Raw genomic sequence first — 19,534 nt, 5'->3', positions numbered from 1 at the left:
TGATGTAGGAAGGAAAAGTTATTATGAAAAAATTGGGGAACCTCATCCTGTTTATTGGTTTTCTCACCATTATCTTTTCATTTGGCATATTATCGTTACTCAAAACAGACCGAGACATTTCACCAGTTGAAAATCGGCCGCTCGCTCAAAAACCAGCACTTACGAAAGAAGCTCTCCTAACTGGTAGCTTCTTTAAAGATTTTGAAACATACACAAATGATCAACTAATCGGACGAGATGAGCTTATTAAAAACTATACGGTTGCTCAAATTAATATGGGCAAATCTCTCATTAACGACATTATTTTAACTGATGATAAATGGCTCCTAAAAAACCCGGCGTGGACAAAAAAATATAATGAAATTGACCAATCCATGCCTGCTATAAATGACTTATCTCAGTTTTCAAAAGAACAAAACGTTGAGTTTTACTTTGCTTTACCACCGTCAAAAACGAATGCATTATCATTTAAATTACCTTCTCATATTCACACATATGCAGAGGAAAATTTAAATTATTTTCTAAAGAAACTTCCAGCAGACGTAAAGCCAATAAAACTTATGGAACACTTGAAACAGAACTATACAAACGAAGAAATACAGGACATGTATTTCAAAACAGATCACCATTGGAATATGGACGGTGCCTTCTTAGGCTACCAATATATAATGAACACAATCGGGCAACAATCTTCTATATATAAAGGAAAAGAAATAAAAAAAGAAGACTACACTCGTACATGTGCGCAAAATAAACATTTAGTTGGAAGCTTCAACAACCAGCTATACCAACTCATTGATGCCAATGGTGAAAAATTGTGCTACTACACACCGAAAGACGGTTTCAACTTCACAAGCGTAAATGCAAAAGATGTGAAAGGTACTGTTCATCAAAACTTAGATGACATATACGGCGTAGAAAAACAAAAAGATACAACATCATACGCAGGTTATTACACGGATGACTATCCAGAAATCGTCATCGAAAATAACAATGCACCAAATGAAGTACGCGCCTTAGTCCTAAAAGACTCATTCGCAAACGCAATCGTGCCACACTTAGCACAAAGCTTTAAACATACATCTATCCTCGACCTGCGTCACTATCACGAAAAAGATGTATATCAATACATTAAAGACAACAATATTAACATGGTATTGTTCGTGTATAGTGATTCGAATTTGAGTGGGGATATGTTTAAATTTAAGAAATAAAGAGAAGCCTCTTGTATTTTTACAAGAGGCTTCTTTCTATTAAAAAATCAGTGGGGATGAATCCCCACTGATTTTTCACTTTATCTATAATCAACTTATAGATTTGGGTTGTTAAGAACGTTCACGTGTACAGCTTGTGAACCGATTTCGCTTGTTAGAACATCTTTCTCGCCTAATACTTTGAATACTAATGTACCTTTGTCAGTGTACTTAGTAGTTAAAGTATTGTAAATGTCTGACTTGAAGTTTGGAAGTACAGAATCACTTGTTTGAGATACTGTTACATAACCAAGCTCTTGATCAGATAAGTCGAAGTGTGCATTACCATTTGTATCAAGGTAAAGTTTACCTTGTTCGTCACCAGATTTTACAACGCGTACTTTATGTTGTGTATCTTTCGTTAAGTTAATACCTTTTACGATATCATCAAGGTTACTCTTCTCAATCTCTAATACAGTACCGATGTTGATTTTCTTCTCAACAAAGTTTTCTGTTTGAACTGGTTTGAAGTTTACAGATTTAATAGCGATTTTCTCTTGAACGATTTCAACTGTCGCTTTACCAGCAGTTGCACCATTTTTCGTTAAGTGGATATCAACTTTACCTGGTTTTAAACCTTTAACAACAACTTTATTTCCAACAATGTCAGCTGTAGCTACTGCTGGATTTTTAGATTCAACTACATAACCTTCTAAGTTTTCAGGATCAGAATATACGCGATCTGAAGTGTACTTAGATAATTGATATGCAACTGTGTTAGAAACATTTAGGTCAAGTTTTGTATCAGGTGATTGGCCATATTGACCTACTTTAGATACAAGTTCGAAGTTTTTAAATGCAACGTTACCTTCTGTTACGTTCACATATAATGAACCTAGAGTTTCGCCGTTAGCATTTTGGAAGTGAACTGTTCCTTCGCCCACTTCATTACCTGTAACACCAATTGTTTTTGTACCGATTGAACCAGAGTCAGTCGTTACTACATCTAATCCACCTTCTGCAACTACACCTGTTTTCGGAAGAACTTCTTTAATTGCAGCTGTGTTAGCACCAAATGGATCGCCATATTGGTCAGTTGTTACGAATGTAACCGGTAATGTTTTATTTTGAACAACTTGTAATTTATCTGGATTAGCTTTTACTGATTTTAAAGTACGAGAATCAGTCGTTACTTTGAATTTAACATCTTTTGTAACTTCGCCTACTTTAATAGTAAGTGTAGCTTCACCAGCAGCTTCAGCTGTAATGTAGTTGTTTACTACAGAGATAATGCCGTGATTTGAAGATTTAATGCTAATTGAGTTTGGATCAACTACTTTATCTTCTCCAGCAATTGTAGCAACTACGTTATGGATCTGTGCTTTTTCACCAACAACTAACGTTTGGCTGTTTAGTTTGAAGTCTTTTCCAGTCAATTTATTACCGTATACTACACCGTTTTTATCTGCATCTACCGCAAATACAGTATTTTTAATTGCAGAAGCTGGTGTATCAAGGTTTTTCACTGTAATAATACCAGTGTTAGAAACTGTTAGACCACCGCGTTTTGTAACTTGTACTTCTACTTTATAGTCACCGTGTGAAAGACCAACACCAAGTTTACCTGTAGCAGAAGTTGCCTCTCCATTCTCAAAGATGTATGCTGGTGAACCGTCTAAATTATTTGCTACAAATTTGACGTCATGGTCTGCTAAGTTTAAGTATTCAACATCAGCGTTACCTTTTTCGTCGTTTAATTTGAAGACAACTGCTTGACCAGCACGATCATCATCAAATGTAAGTTTTTCTACTGCTAATTTTTTCACTTCGTATACGAATTTCGTTACAAATGATTGATTTTTCACTTTTACAGTAAGATTTTTATTTGGAGCTACTTTACCACCAAGTGTTACAACTGCAGAAGTACCATCAGCACTCGCTTCGATTGCAACAGCTTTGTCTCCTTCAAGAGTTACATCATCAGCAGCAAGTTTTTCTAAACCAGTACCTGTTAATGTTAATTTCGTTGGTTCAGAAACTTTCACATCAGTTACATATGCTTGTGCATTATCTTTTTTGCCATACTTTTTATCTGCTACTGCGATAAATTTAGCTGCTTCTGCACGAGATACAGATTTATTTGGCTCCCATTTGTTTCCTCCTGTTCCTTCAGAAAGTCCAAGGTGGATTAGAATGTTAGCTTTTTCTTCACCCCAATGATCTAATAAATCTTCAAATTTTGTAACTAACTCGCCGTTAACTTTATCTTTTAAATTATAAGCACCTACTATCATAGAAGCGAAAGAAGCACGGTCAATCTTTTTATCTGGAGAGAAGTTTTCTTTACCATCACCTCTAACAACACCCGCTTTTTCAACAGCTGCAATGTATTTAGAAGCCCAATGATTTTTAGCATCTTTGAAAGATGGTTGTGCACCCTCTTCAACTTTTAAACCTAATGTAATTGCCATAACTTTCGCAGCAGAAGCACGATCAATCTCTTCAGCTGGAGCGTATGTACCATCTGGCTTACCTTCGATTGCACCTTTATCTACTAAGTAATTGATAGAATCTAATCCCCAATGACCAGCTGGAACGTCTGGGAACGATTTACCTGCTGCTGCTACTGGAGAAACAACACCTGCTACCATTGCTGCTGTCATTGTACCTGCGATTACTTTTTTGTAAGAGTTAGTCTTTGCCATTTTATAAATTTCCTCCTTCAGGAATATGCTACTAGTTTCATATCATATTAAATTTGAAAACTAGCTAGATAGAAAAGCCATAAAACAATAAAAACATAAACAAAAATACTATAATGAAAAGTAGTTCACATAAAAAAATGATATAAACCGGAAGATGTAAATATAAGGTTTAAATACCATTTTCTGAAACAAGTTCATCATACTATACAAAACTGTTCGTTATCAAGAACTTTCTCAAAAGAAGATTCGACACATTCTGATAATTCAGTCTTTTAATTGTATTATTAGGATATCAATAATACTTACATATAGAAATGAATAAACTGTTTTCCTATAAACCACTCTCACTGCGCTTCGTATATTTTTCATATCGAATACACAATTGGAATTATAGCACATATTTCCACTTCATCACTTTAATATTTTTTACAATAAATACAATTTTCAGACTTTATTCGACTGAAACTATTGCATTTCGACATTATATTCTTCTTTTCGAATGATTTTTTAACAAAAAAAGGATTAAATTTACAAATATTTTACATATTCATGAGGTGTTCTTCTATTTTCGAAAACGCTTTCTATTTGTTTCTCAATAGCATAAACTATTAATTTGTAAAATATGATCTATTTTGCAAAGAGCATTATATAAGAATTTTAATATAAAAAAAGAGTCCACATGTTGTGGACTCTTTTCATTGAAATAAATTTCAATTAGCGAGTTGCTGTTACTGATTTGAAAGCAGCAAGTGCATTTCCTGCTTTGTCAGTAGTCTTGAACTCATATTTAGCATTATTTTCTAGTTCTTTAGCTTTTACTGTTACTGTACCAGTTGCTAAGTTAACATCTGCTGGAGCTGTTACTTTAAGAACTACAGTTTCTGCTTTTTCGTCAGCTTTTGCTACAGTTAATGCTACACCGTTTAAATCAACTGTGAAGTCATTTGTATCAATGTTTACAGCTTCAGAGAATGTTAAAGTGATTTCTTTAGCATCAACTTTTGTAATTTTAGCTGATTTGAATTCAGGAGCTTTTGTATCTACAACATTTACTAATAAGTTTGTTGTACCCATTTTTACTCCGTCTTTATTTGCAACGTTAGCTACTGTGAATTTCACTGTTTCTGTTTTTTCGAAAGTGAATGTTTCTGGTAATTCAATTGTTACTGATTTTCCATCAGCATTAACAACGATTAAAGTACCTTCTGGTAATTTAGCACCAGCTAAAGTGTAGTTGTTTACATTAGAAGCTGAATCAGCGCCTTGGCCACCTTTTACTTCTTTATCAAATGTTACTGTAAACTTAGTTTTGCTATCTGCAACACGCTCAACTTTAGTTGCTTTTGGTGCTACTTCATCTTTTTTACCTTCATCTTTTTTCTCTACAACTTTTACTTCTTTAGTAAATGCTGCAGATTCATTACCAGCTGAATCTTTTACAAATCCTTTTGTAGCAGCAACTTTATAGTTACCTTTTTCTGTGAATGTTAATTTGATAGCTTTTTTATTATTCTCAACTGCATCTACAGTTACATCTTTAGTTACATCTTTACTTGTATCTAAGTTAATTACGCGAAGTTTTCCTTCTTGCGCAGTTACTTCTTTATCGAAAGTAAGTGTTGCTGCTTTATTTTCATCAGCTTCAACTTTTACGAAGTTAGGAGCTACAACATCTTTTGTAACTTTTACTTCTTTAGTTACTTTAGTACCTACATTGTTAGCTGCATCTTTGTAACCAACAAATTCAACTGTAAGGTTTGCAGCTGTTTCTTTATCTGTAAGAGCTCCTGGTACTGTAACAAGTGCTTTTGTAGTATCTTGATCAAGTGCAATTGTAGCATCTTTTACTACTTTATCACCTTTTTTAACTACTACTTTACCTTCTGCAGAAAGTTCTTCTGAGAATGTAACTTCTAATGTAGCTACGCCTTCAGCAAGTTCTTTCACTTTAATTTCTTTAACTTCTGGAGCTGTAACATCTTTTTCTACTTTGTAAGTAGCTTTACCTTCGTACATTTCCATTGTGTTACCAACTAAATCTTTAGCACCAGTTACGATTACGTTAAATGCTTCACCGTTTTTAACTACAGATGCAACATCAGCTTTTGTTAATGTAACTGTATTATCTTCAGGTGTAGCTGTGAATTCCTTACCGTTAATAACAACAGTAACTGCATCTTTGCTTAATTTTTCACTGAATACAACTTTAACATTTCCGTCTGGAGTAGATACTGTAGATACAGTTGGAGCTACTTCATCGTTAAAGAAGATTACTTCTAATGCTTTTGGAATGTCTTTTCCATCTACAGATTTAACATCTTTAACATGTGCAACATAAGCTTGTTTATTTACAAGTGCATTTTTTAATGTAATAGTTGCTGATTTTTTATCTTTGCTTAACTCAACTTTTTCAATATCAAGTTCTTTTGAACCTTCTACAACTGCAATGTTTGCAGCAGTTACATCTTTAACTTCAGTACCGAATTTAACTTCGATCTCTTTAGCGTTGATTGCTTTAATAGACTCAACTTTAGCTTCTGCTTTTTGTCCGAACTGCATGTCAGTCTTAGCAATGAATTTAGCAGCTTCTGCACGAGTTACAGCTTTATCTGGCTCCCAACCATTACCAGTACCATTAGTGATATCTAAAGCAACTAAGATGTTAGCAGCGTCTTTACCCCAGTGTTTTTCTAAATCAGAGAATTTAGTTTCTAATTCTCCGCTTACTTTACCATCTAATTTGTATGCTTTTACGATCATTGTTGCCATAGAAGCACGATTAATTTGGTTGTTTGGATTAAACTTACCAGTTTCATCCCCTTGAATGATGCCAGCTTTTTCAACAGCTGCGATATATTTAGCAGCCCATGAATCTTGAGCATCTTTGAAAGTTGGTTTTGCACCTTCTTTAACTTCTAAACCTAATGTAATTGCCATGATTTTTGCAGCAGAAGCACGGTCAATTGCTTCAGTTGGAGCGAATGTTCCGTCTGGTTTACCTTCGATTGCTTTTTTTGCTACTAAATAATCAATGTACTCTGCACTCCAAGAACCAGGTTGAACGTCTGGGAATGATTTTCCTGCTGCTGCTACTGGAGAAACAACACCTGCTACCATTGCTGCTGTCATTGTACCAGCGATTACTTTTTTGTAAGAGTTAGTCTTTGCCATTTTATATATTTCCTCCTTAGGAATGTAATACTAGTTCCATAATGTTTTAAATAGATATTCTATTTATTTTTGAAACTAGTAGATATAAATGTGGTTAAAGTATTCTTTATACAGAATAATAGAATATCCCGTATTACAGAATCATAAAGAAATCATACACCCTTTTCATCCAATTTAAAACCTTAAATTCGACAAAAAAGTGAATTTTCACAATTCTAAACGGTCGTTTTATCGACTTTCATTTCAAAAGACTCAGATTATATAATCAGAATATTTTAAATAAATAGGAAAACGCGTCAGAATTACATTTTTAACAATCTTCTTATAACCATTTACAACTATAACAGAAAAACCTTTCCAATTTCAATATTTAACTATGAAGATATTACGACATTAATCGACACTATATTTTTCTATAATTCGACATTTTTATTACGATCAGATTTTTCGAAATTACCATACCTATTTTCTTATAATTTACTAAATAAAACGCTAAATCCTAACATTACCTATATATTAATGTTAGGATTTTTAAACATACATCTTCTCTCTCAAAATTCTTTTTTTATGAGCATAATTTTACAACCACTTGCGTAATTCGACATTTTTCTACAAATATATTTTTTCTTTCGACATTTTCTTTTTTTCAAAAATAAAAAAGAGGATGTCCTCTTAAATTAAGATTCCATTCCTCTTTTTTTAAACTTTTTTGAATTCAAGTCACTTATGATGTATCGAGATGCTGTTGAAATTTGCTCTCGCAATTCTTCTACTCTTTGTTCCAACGTTTCTTGTACATATTCTTTTTGTTCTAGTTGCTTCGTTGCCACATTATACAAAGTTTCAGCTGTCCAGTCACCATCTACGTTTCCGATGATCGGCTGATTGACTTGTTGTAAAAATGAATCGATCTTTGGATCATATGAAATACCAACCATAGGGATATTAGCAACCGCAGATAGTATGAGCGCATGAAGTCTCATACCTATTAGAAGCGAACATTCCGACAAAATTGCAATTTTCTCATGAATATCCAGCTTATACGGAAGCATATGAGCTTCTTCTCCCATTAAATTAATAATATCGCGTGATGCATTTTGATCAAACGGTCCATGCATTGGTACGAATAAAATATGGTATCCATCACGCTTAAATTTTTTCAGCGTATCTGCTAGCTTCTTCATATAATCTTCTTTCGCATCCCAATACCTCACACTAACTGCAATTACTTTCCCTTGAATCGAATGTTTTTGCAGCCACTCCGATTTCATTCCTTCTGGTTGACATGCCAATACTGGATCTGGAACTAGTTCGATATCTTTCTTAATACCAATTTCTTTTAAATACAAAAATGAATCTTCATCACGAACTGATATATATTCCGCTTTTGATACTTGCCATTTCACTAATAAACGATTTTGTCTTTTCGTAATTGGGCCGATTCCTTGCGCATAAATATAATACGGCTTCTTCAAAAAACGAGCAATCCGCATAATACCTGTATAGTACAAAATACTTTTAATACTCGTTTTATCTTGAAGGAGACTTCCCCCTCCACTAATTAAGCCATTACTTCTCTTTATTTCCTTATAAATCGCTCTTATATCCCAGCGATTTACTGCCTCTACACCGTACATTTTTTTTGTATAGTCGGGGTCATTCGAAAGTACAACAAGCTCAAGAGTAGGATCCTCTTCATGTAGCGCTTTAATAATTGATTGCAAAATTGCCTCGTCCCCAACATTATAAAAACCATAATATCCTGATAAAACTAACCGCACTCTTAATCTCCTCCAACATTTCGCAATCAACTTTTTGTCATTCAACAAATTGCTATCAACTCTTTAACAAGAAAAGTTGGATAACTTTAAATTGATTTCTTTCACAAACATATAAATAGCCATACTCATTTATGAACAAATTTACTTACGTAAAAATGGAATTTGCTTTTTTGATATCCAGTTCAACTTTAATGCGCATATGCCATATATGAATAAGGCCACACAAAATGCTAAACCACTATATATTATTGCAATAAGTCTAGAATCTACCACATTTATGAAAGTAGATGTGAAATACAATCCTATACCTACTATACTAGATACTCCAATGACAGCAAAAAATCTCCTCACTCGAATCGAATAAGCCAATTCTTTTCGAATGTATATATAATTTACGATACAAATCATGATATATATGATAAGTGTACTATAAGCCGCACCAGTTATGCCAAATTGACTTACGAGTACTATATTTAATATGACTTTTACAAAACTCGCTCCAACAACTATCCACGCCGCTTGCTTAGAACGGTTAATTCCTTGCAAAATTCCTATTGATAATACCATAAGTGATGTGAAATACGAACTACCAATTAAAATAGCTAACATTCCGCTCCCTTTAGCATCTGTAAACAATCCAACATTTAACGGGATTGCAAGTGCCATGAACCAGATTGTTATCGGTGTTGTTAAAACATGAGCAAGCTCATTTGTTCGTTCAATTGTTTGTTTTGCTAACGCCATATCTTTCTTTGTTAATGCAGCAGTTAACAATGGGATTAACGGAAATACCATCGCACTTGCAAACACGACAATTAATTGTGTAAACGCAAAGCCACGACTATATATACCAAATTGTTCTTGAATCATTGTAGTGGATCCGTGTAGCATATGTGGAATCGTTACAGAATCAACTAAATTTAACACCGGCATCGATAATGCTCCAATTGCAATTGGAATCGAAACCCGAAGTATTTTTTTTGCATTATCTTTAAAATCTTGCAGTGAATATGTATTACTTTTATAACGATATATACTTTTTACATACTTCAATCTCAAATAGATAAGTGACGTAATTACCCCAAGGCAAGAACCAATCATTGCACCGCCTGTTACAACATCACTCGCTTTATTCCAATATACAAATAAGAATGCAATTGCTAACATAAAGAAAACACGAATGAACTGCTCAATTACTTGTGACACCCCGGTAGGAATCATATCTCCGAAACCTTGGAAATACCCTCTATATACCGCCATATATGGTGCGATTAATAAAGCAAACGAAGTAACAATTAATGGGAGTCTCGTATCTTGTCCACCAAGCATATTTGCAAACATACTTGATCCAATCATAATAACCGAAAATCCAAGCACTCCAAATATTACTCCAATAATAGATGCTGATGTAAATAATTTAGCAATCCCATCTTTATCATTCTTCTCATGAAGTTCAGCGATTAACTGTGATATAGCTAGCGGTACTCCCGCTACTGATAAAGTTAAAGCTATCATATATACAGGAAAAACAAGGCGGAAGATCCCAAGCACTTCATCTCCTGCTATATTTTGTAATGGGATTTGAAAAAAACTTCCCAACACTTTCGATAAAAACGTTGTAATCGTTAAAATCGCAGCGCCTTTCACAAACTTATTATTCATTTTCTAGCTCTTTTCTTTCAATATATAATTTCCATACATACTACATCATAAAACGAGATAGCTATATTCTTCTCTTTTTTGAAAAATTTCACTTTATCTCATTTAGCTATCATACCAAATTTCTTATATATTGAATACTCTCTTTCTTTCTAGGTTTTAAATATAGTATGTGCAATAACTTCTTATTTCTATCCAGTTTTTTCTTCAATTTACTACTTCTACTTATTCAGTATAAACATGTGCTATAATGTAGCTATTGTCAGTAAGAGGAGTGTTTACAACATGCTGAATTCGGTAAAAAAGCTGTTAGGAGATTCTCAAAAGAGAAAACTAAAAAAATATGAACAACTTGTTCAAGACATTAATAATCTAGAAGAAAAACTATCTGATTTATCTGATGAAGAATTACGTAATAAAACGATCACATTTAAAAACATGCTACATGATGGAAAAACAGTGGATGATATAAAAGTAGAGGCGTTCGCTGTTGTACGTGAAGCGGCAAAACGTGTACTTGGATTACGTCACTACGATGTGCAGTTAATTGGTGGTCTTGTACTATTAGAAGGTAATATTGCAGAGATGCCAACTGGCGAAGGGAAAACATTAGTTTCTTCTCTTCCAACATACGTACGTGCGCTTGAAGGAAAAGGCGTTCACGTTATTACTGTAAATGACTATTTAGCAAAACGAGATAAAGAATTGATTGGCCAAGTTCATGAATTTCTAGGTTTAAAGGTTGGATTGAATATTCCTCAAATCGATCCTGCCGAAAAGAAACTTGCTTACGAAGCTGATATTACATATGGTATTGGAACAGAATTTGGCTTTGACTATCTACGCGATAATATGGCTACTTCAAAAAATGAGCAGGTACAACGTCCCTATCATTTTGCTATTATCGATGAGATTGACAGCGTTTTAATTGATGAAGCGAAGACGCCTCTTATTATCGCTGGTAAGAAATCAAGCAGCTCTGATTTACACTATTTATGTGCCAAAGTTATTAAATCATTCCAGGATACCCTTCATTACACGTACGATGCAGAATCGAAATCTGCTAGTTTTACAGAAGACGGTATTACAAAAATAGAAGATTTATTCGATATCGAGAACCTATATGATTTAGAGCATCAAACTTTATATCATTATATGATTCAAGCATTACGAGCTCATGTCGCTTTCCAATGTGACGTTGACTATATTGTACATGATGAAAAAATTCTACTTGTAGATATTTTCACGGGCCGTGTTATGGATGGTCGCTCTTTAAGTGACGGTTTACACCAAGCTCTTGAAGCAAAAGAAGGTCTAGAAATCACCGAAGAAAACCAAACACAGGCGTCCATTACAATTCAAAACTTCTTCCGTATGTATCCAGCATTATCTGGTATGACAGGTACAGCAAAAACGGAAGAAAAAGAATTTAACCGAGTGTATAACATGGAAGTTATGCCGATTCCGACAAACCGTCCTATCATTCGTGAAGACAAAAATGACGTCGTGTACGTAACAGCTGATGCTAAATATAAAGCTGTACGTGAAGATGTTCTAAAACACAATAAACAAGGACGCCCGATTTTAATTGGAACGATGTCTATTTTACAATCAGAAACCGTTGCTCGTTACTTAGATGAAGCAAATATTACATATCAATTATTAAATGCGAAAAGCGCAGAGCAAGAGGCCGATTTAATCGCAACTGCTGGACGAAAAGGACAAATTACAATTGCAACGAATATGGCCGGACGAGGTACTGATATTTTACTAGGTGAGGGTGTTCATGAAATTGGCGGATTACATGTAATTGGGACAGAACGCCATGAATCAAGACGCGTTGACAATCAGCTAAAAGGTCGTGCTGGTCGCCAAGGTGACCCAGGTAGCTCTCAATTCTTCCTTTCTTTAGAAGATGAAATGTTACGACGTTTCGCACAGGAAGAAGTCGAGAAATTAACTAAATCACTGAAAACAGATGAAACAGGACTTATTCTAACTTCAAAAGTGCATGACTTCGTGAACCGTACACAATTAATTTGTGAAGGTAGCCACTTCTCAATGCGTGAGTACAATTTAAAGTTAGATGATGTAATAAATGACCAACGTAACGTTATTTATAAATTACGTAATAACTTGTTGCAAGAAGATACAAATATGATTGAAATTATTATTCCAATGATTGATCATGCTGTAGAAGCCATTTCTAATCAATATCTTTTAGAAGGTATGCTTCCGGAAGAATGGGATTTTGCTCGTTTAACAGCAAATATAAACGAAATTTTACCAGTAGAAAATATACCATCACTATCAGCGAATAATGTACATTCACCGGAAGATTTACAATCCGTTTTGAAAGAAACATTATCTCTTTATAAAGAGCGCGTAAATGAGCTAAATAGCAATACTGATTTACAACAGTCGCTACGATATGTTGCCCTTCATTTCCTAGATCAGAACTGGGTTAATCATTTAGATGCAATGACCCACTTAAAAGAAGGCATCGGGCTAAGACAATATCAACAAGAAGACCCTACTCGTCTTTATCAAAAAGAAGGTTTAGATATCTTTTTATACACATATGGTAATTTCGAAAAAGAAATGTGCCGCTATGTTGCAAGACATTTAGGTGTTCCTGAAAACGTACAATAACGAGGTGAAAGATTATGTTATCATTCCTAAAAAAAGCTAAGAAAAACGGAAAAGATACGACTGTCTCTAGTAATCAATTATTCGGACAAGAAGATACAAATACTGAAAATAAAACTGTAAAACCAACACTTTACTTCCACCCTAGCTGGGGTGCAGTAGCACAAGAACAAAAATATATTTATCAATTTTTACATAAAGAACTACCACGTTTACAAGAATATCAAATTTCTTTATCTGGAATTGAGATTGAAAAGCGTGATAATGGTTATGACGTAGCTGTATTTATTCGCAGCACTGTTCCGAAACCAATTTCTTTCGAAGAGGTTACATTAATTCTTCTAAATAAAGAGAAGAAACTATGCGCACGCAAAACATTTAACCTTTCTGCATTAGGAGATATTCCTGCAAATGTAAATATGCCATTTATTTTTACATTTGAGCAAGAGTCAATTACAGATGCTGCATTATCGCAAACAGATTGGGAATTAGCGTTTGAACTTGAAAGCAAGCATGGATTAGATTTAGATCCATCTTGGGAAGCTCAGTTACCTGAAGCAAGCAAAGACGCTTTACGTAATTTCGTAGACAATTTAACACCTCCAAGCGAAGGTGAAATTAACTTCCTAGGCCTGCAAGCTGCAAGAAAAGAAAACGGTGATTTACATACAACGCTTCTTATTCGTAACGGTTGTAAAGACAACATTCAACTAGAGCAACTTCCTCTTCATATTGAGGATGCCACGGGTGCAGTTGTTGTTAAAGGCGCTTTCACATTACCTAACCTTGAAATTAAAACAAACACTACAAAACCATGGTCATTTGTCTTCCCTGCTTCATCTATATTAAAAGAAGATATGGACCTATCTTCTTGGAAAGCACTTGTACCACAAGACTAATCATAAAGAGAGGCTGCTTCCAAAGCTGCCTCTCTTCGTCTTTTTTCATACAAAAAAGCCTGTTCAAAAAGATGGTCATCATATCTCTTCGGACAGGCTTTTTCTTTATGTAAAATTTATTTCGTTACTAATAAACGTTCAATATGATATTCAGCTTCTAATTTGCACATTTCATCTGCATGCTTCACTTTATTTCTCGTTAATTGCTCTACTTGCTCTTCGCTCGGTTTTTCATTAATAAACTCATTAATTTTTTCATTTACTTTCATTGCTAACGCTTGATGGAAATCTGGATGTCCTTTCAACTCGTCATCAACTTTATTGATCCAAGTTGATTTTGTGTATAAATACTGTTTCCACTGTTCAACAAATTGTTGCATATCAAACTTTTCTTCGTTCCATTCAATTTCTTTCATATACTTCTCAAAAGAAACAACAATTGAGCGTGTAATCCCAATCTTCACTCCGTGTGGTAACTGTTTGTACATCAATTATTCCCTCCAGCTTAAAGCTCTTCCTTCTGAAAAAAAAGGAATCTCAAAATTCATATACATTATTATAATATCACATACCTAATCTAAAATGTTACTATACTGCTAAGATTAATAAATGTCAATAATCATAAAAAATTGCGATATACAGATATTAAGTGCAATAAAAAAACACCCTCATACGAGGGCATTTCCTTACATAACATCAGCTTCTACAAACTGTAATTTATCTTTCTGCTCATTACTCGCCATCGTTACTAACGTTTTTTCAATATGAGTAGGCACTTGTTCTAGTGTCACACTCACTCCTGACTTATCCGACTGCTCAATAAAATTCAATAACGCCATAGCTCCGGATACATCCATATAGCGCGCATCTTTCATACGTAAAACAATCGGTGACTTCACATCTTGTAAAGTAGTAAAAATACGGTCTACTGATAGGAAGGAGAGCGGTCCTTGAATCGTATACGTCGCTTCCTTTTCTTTTACAATAGAAGCTTTACGTTCTTTACATTTCACCATGTATATAATGAACGACAGAATAATACCGAAAGCAACAGCGATCATTAAATCAAACTTCACTGTGACAACCATCGTTACGAGCATAACTATGACATCACCTTTTGGTGCTACATGCATTTTCTTCATGCTTTCCCAATCAAACATTCCAATACCCGTTAAAATTAAAATACCTGATAATACAGCAAGCGGAATGTATTGCACGACTGATCCAAGTCCCATAATGAAAATAAATAATATAACACTATGCATACTTGCTGAAAGCACCGTTTTACCGCCACTTCTTATATTTACGATAGATCGTACAGTCGCACCTGCCCCTGCTAATCCGCCAAACAATCCGCTCATCATATTACCGATACCTTGTCCGACCAGTTCTTTATTACTTTTATGACGTGTACCCGTCACATTATCCATTACGACCGATGTTAACAACGAGTCAATCGATCCTAATAAAGCAATACTAAGCGCTGGTAAAATAAGTTCTGCTATGCCTGCTCCACTTAAAGATGGAATATGAAGCGTCGGCATCGCTTCTGGAATCGTTCCAATCTTTTCAATCACCTTATTTAATGACAGGTTTCCGATAATCGGTAACTTCACTGTAAGTCCTTCTAACGCAGAAGAAAATAAAGGAAGCATAGCTGTCACACCAACTAATGCAACTAAACTAGATGGAATTGCCTTAATCCATTTTCCAGAAACAACCATTACAATAATCGTTAATACTACAAGTAGAAAACTATTTTGCACATGCTTCATTTCACCTAAAATAATAATTAATGCGATTCCGTTCATAAATCCTGAAACGACAGGATACGGAATGTACCGCACGTAAGACCCAAGCTTACATACACCGAATAAAATTTGAAACAGTCCCGCCATCATAAAGGCTATAAAACTCGCCTCTAATCCGTGCGTCGCAATAACCCCTGTTGCAATAACCGTAATCGGCCCAGTTGGCCCCGTAACCTGCCCAGGTGTACCACCAAATAACGCCGCAAATAAACCTGCAAAAATCGCACCATACAATCCGACTAATGCTCCCTCAGACGTTCCCGTTGCGGCAATACCAAATGCAATGGCAAGTGGCAACGCAACAATCGCAACAGTAAAACCTGCTAAACATTCCTTTGCTATTTTTTGAAACATATAATAACCACCTTCATATAAAGTCCATTTTCCATTGTACACCTAAAAAGATACATTCGTTAGTCCACTTTTTACAGTATCGTGACGTAAACGCATTCAATTATAAGCTCACGCCGCATCTTTGGAAACGATTATAACTATGGTATAATGAACAAATTAAATCTTTTATTATATATTTGGAGGCACTATGCTAACTTTTGAAGAAAAATTATCGATTATTGAATCTTTCCCTGAATTAGAAAGAAAGAACGTATCATTAAAACGTGTGAACTTTCACTTTGAAGAAAGTCGTTTAGATAAAAAGAACGTTGTTTATCATTTACATCCAAACGGAAACGGATTTGTATATGCAAATGGTATTAAAGGTTATAAAACGGATGATAAAGGTATGATTAACATCCGCGAGTTTTCAGCAGAAGAGTTACGTTCAGTAATTGAGCAATCAATTGAACTATTGTCACAAGAAGAAATCGTAGTTCCTGCAGAACCTGCAAAAGAAGAAGAATGGCATAACGAAGATGGTCATATCCTTACTCTTATCTCAGAGGATGATATGTGGAACGTGTACGCTGGTGTAAATTTAGACGGTACATTCAACTCTTATCCAGAAGCTGCGGAATACCTTGATGAAGAAGGTTTTTCACGTAAATAATACGATTCAATGAGGCTGTCCCATTTTTAGGGACGGTCTCTCTTATTAAGTAAGTAGGCTTTTTGGATCGTCCTCCTAAATGTATAGCATCAAAACTTCTTATTCTCACTATCCCCTATAAAAATTTGGATTTGACAACTATATGTCTCTGCATTGAAGACATCACTAACTAACTCCACTTCAATAAAACTCTCCACTTCTATATTATTTTCTTTTATATATTTAATCATAGTATTTCTACGTTCCTCTTCATTCTCTTTACTATACGCTAACGTTATATATTTCCCGCTCGGTAACACTTTTATATTTTGCATCTCTTCCATATGTACATCATCTCGTACTTTATTAAAAACATACTTCGGTTCTACATTCCAATTTTCATTTACATTGTAGAGAATTCCCATCTCCATTTCCATTTTCTCTTCATAATTTTGTACGATTTTCTCTAAATCGGAATAATACAGTAACTCCTGTAAACTCCCTACTTCTTTACAAGGCGCAACAACGACATAACGCTTTTCAAAAAATCCAATAGAGATTTCATCATTCTTTAATATTTCCTGCGAACTCCTTACTTTCGCATGTAAGTCATCAATCGTTTCCATTACCTCTTTCATTTTCTTTATATGATCTTCCGCTTCTTCTCTCTTCACTTGTAAAAATCGCAGTAATTTATCCGTATTACATTCCTTAAAGATCTCTTGCAGTTCTACTATACTTGTGTTCAGCTCTCTACAGCTTTTTATAATATCAATGTGAATAAATTGATCTATCGAATAATATCTATACCCCGTTGATTCATCAATATGCTTTGGAATAAGAATCCCCATCTTATGATAGTATCTTAGCGCTTTTATCGTAATATCCTTTATTTTTGCAACTTCTCCAATAGAAAATAACTTTTTCATTTGCATCTCTTCCTTTATATTTTTTTGCATACAACCATTGACTCTCCCCTTAGAGGAGACCTTACTATTTATAATAAGTCATTTACATTAATAAAGGGAGTATACAATTATGAGCACAGTAACATATAGAAGTCTTGTTAAGGAAGACTATGAGCCTATAAAACATTTAATCGGTGAAGCATTTGGATTTAATGAATTTATTACAGATAAAAATTTTTTAAACTCAGTATTAAACTTTTATTTACACAGTTGTATTTTAGGCAGTTCCTTCAGTAAAGTAGCTGAAAAGGATAATAAAGTGATCGGTGTCATTTTAGGCGATTCTGAAAAAGATAAAAAACGTTTAAAGAGATTTCATAACACCGTTAGCTTTGCCTATAACACGCTGAAACTATTCCTAACGAATAAAGAGAATAAGGAATTCTTAAAAGCATTTATAAAAGTAAAAAAAACATATAAAGAACTCATACAAGGAAAAGAAGATCAATTTCAAGGCTGTATACAATTATTTATCGTTTCTGAAGAATCGAGAGGTCTTGGTGTTGGAAAATATTTATTAAACGATTTGTTCCAATACATGAAAAAAGAAGAGGTAACATCTTTATATTTATATACAGATAACGCATGCAACTATGCATTTTATGACAGACAAAACTTCCAGCGTATACAAGAAAAAGCAGTTAATTTTGGACCAAAAGAAGATTTCAACGTGTTTTTGTACCGCTATAACTTTAACTCATAGTAATATGTGCACTTCCATGCTCTTTGCTACTTAGCAAAGAGCTATATTAAGTATGAACCAATAAAGCTTCCGCTATTATTGGTTCAAATCGATTTAAATAGAGAGAACTCACTTAAAAAGGAGCGCACAACATGGAATGGATTCATGAATTATTTCAGCAATATGGGTATTATGTAGTACTTGTCGGTTTACTTTTAGAATATATTGCGCTTCCGTTTCCAGGAGAGCCAACCTTAGCCTATGCAGGATTTTTATCACACCAAGGAGATTTGAGTCTACCCATTTTAATTGTGTTATCTTTCATTGGGACAAGTGTAGGTATGACCTTCCAATACTTTGTAGGAAATAAACTAGGCATGCCCTTCATTCAGAAGTACGGGAAATATGTATTTTTAACCCCCAAAAAAATTAATCTAACAAAAATGTGGTTCGATAAATACGGCTACTTTCTAATCTTTATCGCCTTTTTCATCCCAGGTGTCCGTCATTTCACAGGGTACTTTGCAGGAATTATCAACTTACCATTTCGCCGCTTTGCGATGACAATTTATTCAGGTGCTCTATTTTGGGTATCCTTCTTCTTAATCGGTGGTTATTGGTTAGGTGAAAATTTAGAAGAGATCTTCCAAATACTAAAGCAACACATATGGACAATTCTCTTCGGTATAATTATCATTACGCTAATCACCCGATTTCGTAAGAACATAAAGCATATGATTTTAAAAACAATACTTAATAAGTAAAGTTCTGATTAGCTACGTACGAAAATAAAAAAGCGGAGACCCGTAGTCTCCGCTTTTTTTACATGCATTTTGTTTCTGAACGAACTTTCATGTTCATTAGTTTTTCTGACGTCTAAACAATATCGCTCCGAAAAGTAATAAAAACATACCTGTCATAACAGAAGTAGCTTCTGTTGACACTCCACCTGTTTGAGGAAGAAGTTTTGATTTCTTATTATCTTCTTCACTCAATGATACTTCAGATTTATTTTGTACTTCTACTTTACT

At 34.4% G+C, this 19,534-nt stretch carries 14 protein-coding genes; 6 read left to right on the top strand and 8 right to left on the bottom strand.

Annotation, left to right across the window (positions count from 1 at the left end; genetic code table 11):
- The first annotated feature begins 23 nt into the window (after nt 1-23).
- Nucleotides 24-1,214: a secondary cell wall polysaccharide O-acetyltransferase PatB1 gene (gene patB1 / locus DN390_RS13455; RefSeq protein ID WP_147807546.1), complete on the top strand. Its 1,191-nt coding sequence runs from the start codon at nt 24-26 to the stop codon at nt 1,212-1,214.
- A 95-nt stretch (nt 1,215-1,309) separates the two neighbouring features.
- Here the strand turns inward: patB1 and DN390_RS13450 are convergent, their stop codons facing one another.
- The 4 genes from DN390_RS13450 to DN390_RS13435 all read right to left on the bottom strand — a co-directional run bounded on the left by DN390_RS13450 (nt 1,310) and on the right by DN390_RS13435 (nt 10,512).
- Entirely contained in the window at nt 1,310-3,898 is a 2,589-nt protein-coding gene (locus DN390_RS13450) for an S-layer homology domain-containing protein (RefSeq protein WP_147807545.1), read from the bottom strand.
- Nucleotides 3,899-4,612: 714 nt separating this feature from the next.
- Nucleotides 4,613-7,069, bottom strand: a complete 2,457-nt coding sequence (locus tag DN390_RS13445; RefSeq protein WP_147807544.1) for an S-layer homology domain-containing protein — start codon at nt 7,067-7,069, stop codon at nt 4,613-4,615.
- Nucleotides 7,070-7,746: 677 nt separating this feature from the next.
- Nucleotides 7,747-8,850, bottom strand: a complete 1,104-nt coding sequence (gene csaB, locus DN390_RS13440; RefSeq protein WP_147807543.1) for a polysaccharide pyruvyl transferase CsaB — start codon at nt 8,848-8,850, stop codon at nt 7,747-7,749.
- Nucleotides 8,851-8,991: 141 nt separating this feature from the next.
- Entirely contained in the window at nt 8,992-10,512 is a 1,521-nt protein-coding gene (locus tag DN390_RS13435) for a putative polysaccharide biosynthesis protein (protein ID WP_147807542.1), read from the bottom strand.
- Between the two features lie 282 nt (nt 10,513-10,794).
- Here DN390_RS13435 and secA2 point away from each other — a divergent pair, with 282 nt between their 5' ends.
- Together secA2 and DN390_RS13425 are read left to right on the top strand one after the other, a co-directional pair.
- Nucleotides 10,795-13,161 carry an accessory Sec system translocase SecA2 gene (gene secA2, locus DN390_RS13430; protein ID WP_098296729.1) on the top strand — a complete coding sequence of 789 codons (2,367 nt, stop codon included), beginning with the start codon at nt 10,795-10,797 and terminating at the stop codon, nt 13,159-13,161.
- A gap of 14 nt (nt 13,162-13,175) precedes the next feature.
- A complete protein-coding gene (locus tag DN390_RS13425) occupies nt 13,176-14,057 on the top strand; it encodes an accessory Sec system S-layer assembly protein (protein WP_147807541.1) in 882 nt (293 codons plus the stop codon).
- Between the two features lie 116 nt (nt 14,058-14,173).
- On the opposite strand, the gene DN390_RS13420 is transcribed toward DN390_RS13425, so the two are convergent.
- Together DN390_RS13420 and DN390_RS13415 are read right to left on the bottom strand one after the other, a co-directional pair.
- Nucleotides 14,174-14,545: a hypothetical protein gene (locus DN390_RS13420; RefSeq protein ID WP_060629718.1), complete on the bottom strand. Its 372-nt coding sequence runs from the start codon at nt 14,543-14,545 to the stop codon at nt 14,174-14,176.
- A gap of 198 nt (nt 14,546-14,743) precedes the next feature.
- A complete protein-coding gene (locus tag DN390_RS13415; RefSeq protein WP_147807540.1) occupies nt 14,744-16,222 on the bottom strand; it encodes a SulP family inorganic anion transporter in 1,479 nt (492 codons plus the stop codon).
- Nucleotides 16,223-16,409: 187 nt separating this feature from the next.
- Between DN390_RS13415 and DN390_RS13410 the strand changes: the two genes are divergently transcribed.
- Entirely contained in the window at nt 16,410-16,874 is a 465-nt protein-coding gene (locus DN390_RS13410) for a hypothetical protein (protein WP_000955004.1), read from the top strand.
- A gap of 89 nt (nt 16,875-16,963) precedes the next feature.
- Here the strand turns inward: DN390_RS13410 and DN390_RS13405 are convergent, their stop codons facing one another.
- Nucleotides 16,964-17,812, bottom strand: a complete 849-nt coding sequence (locus DN390_RS13405; protein WP_147807539.1) for a MerR family transcriptional regulator — start codon at nt 17,810-17,812, stop codon at nt 16,964-16,966.
- Nucleotides 17,813-17,891: 79 nt separating this feature from the next.
- Between DN390_RS13405 and DN390_RS13400 the strand changes: the two genes are divergently transcribed.
- Together DN390_RS13400 and DN390_RS13395 are read left to right on the top strand one after the other, a co-directional pair.
- Nucleotides 17,892-18,524 carry a GNAT family N-acetyltransferase gene (locus DN390_RS13400; protein ID WP_147807538.1) on the top strand — a complete coding sequence of 211 codons (633 nt, stop codon included), beginning with the start codon at nt 17,892-17,894 and terminating at the stop codon, nt 18,522-18,524.
- Nucleotides 18,525-18,655: 131 nt separating this feature from the next.
- Nucleotides 18,656-19,267 carry a DedA family protein gene (locus tag DN390_RS13395; protein WP_147807537.1) on the top strand — a complete coding sequence of 204 codons (612 nt, stop codon included), beginning with the start codon at nt 18,656-18,658 and terminating at the stop codon, nt 19,265-19,267.
- A 96-nt stretch (nt 19,268-19,363) separates the two neighbouring features.
- On the opposite strand, the gene DN390_RS13390 is transcribed toward DN390_RS13395, so the two are convergent.
- Nucleotides 19,364-19,498: an LPXTG cell wall anchor domain-containing protein gene (locus tag DN390_RS13390; protein WP_255443961.1), complete on the bottom strand. Its 135-nt coding sequence runs from the start codon at nt 19,496-19,498 to the stop codon at nt 19,364-19,366.
- Between the last annotated feature and the right edge of the window lie 36 nt (nt 19,499-19,534).

Source organism: Bacillus sp. SH7-1 (assembly GCF_008042405.1).
In the GTDB taxonomy this organism is placed as follows: domain Bacteria; phylum Bacillota; class Bacilli; order Bacillales; family Bacillaceae_G; genus Bacillus_A; species Bacillus_A thuringiensis_N.
This window is presented reverse-complemented; position numbering and strand designations above follow the sequence as displayed.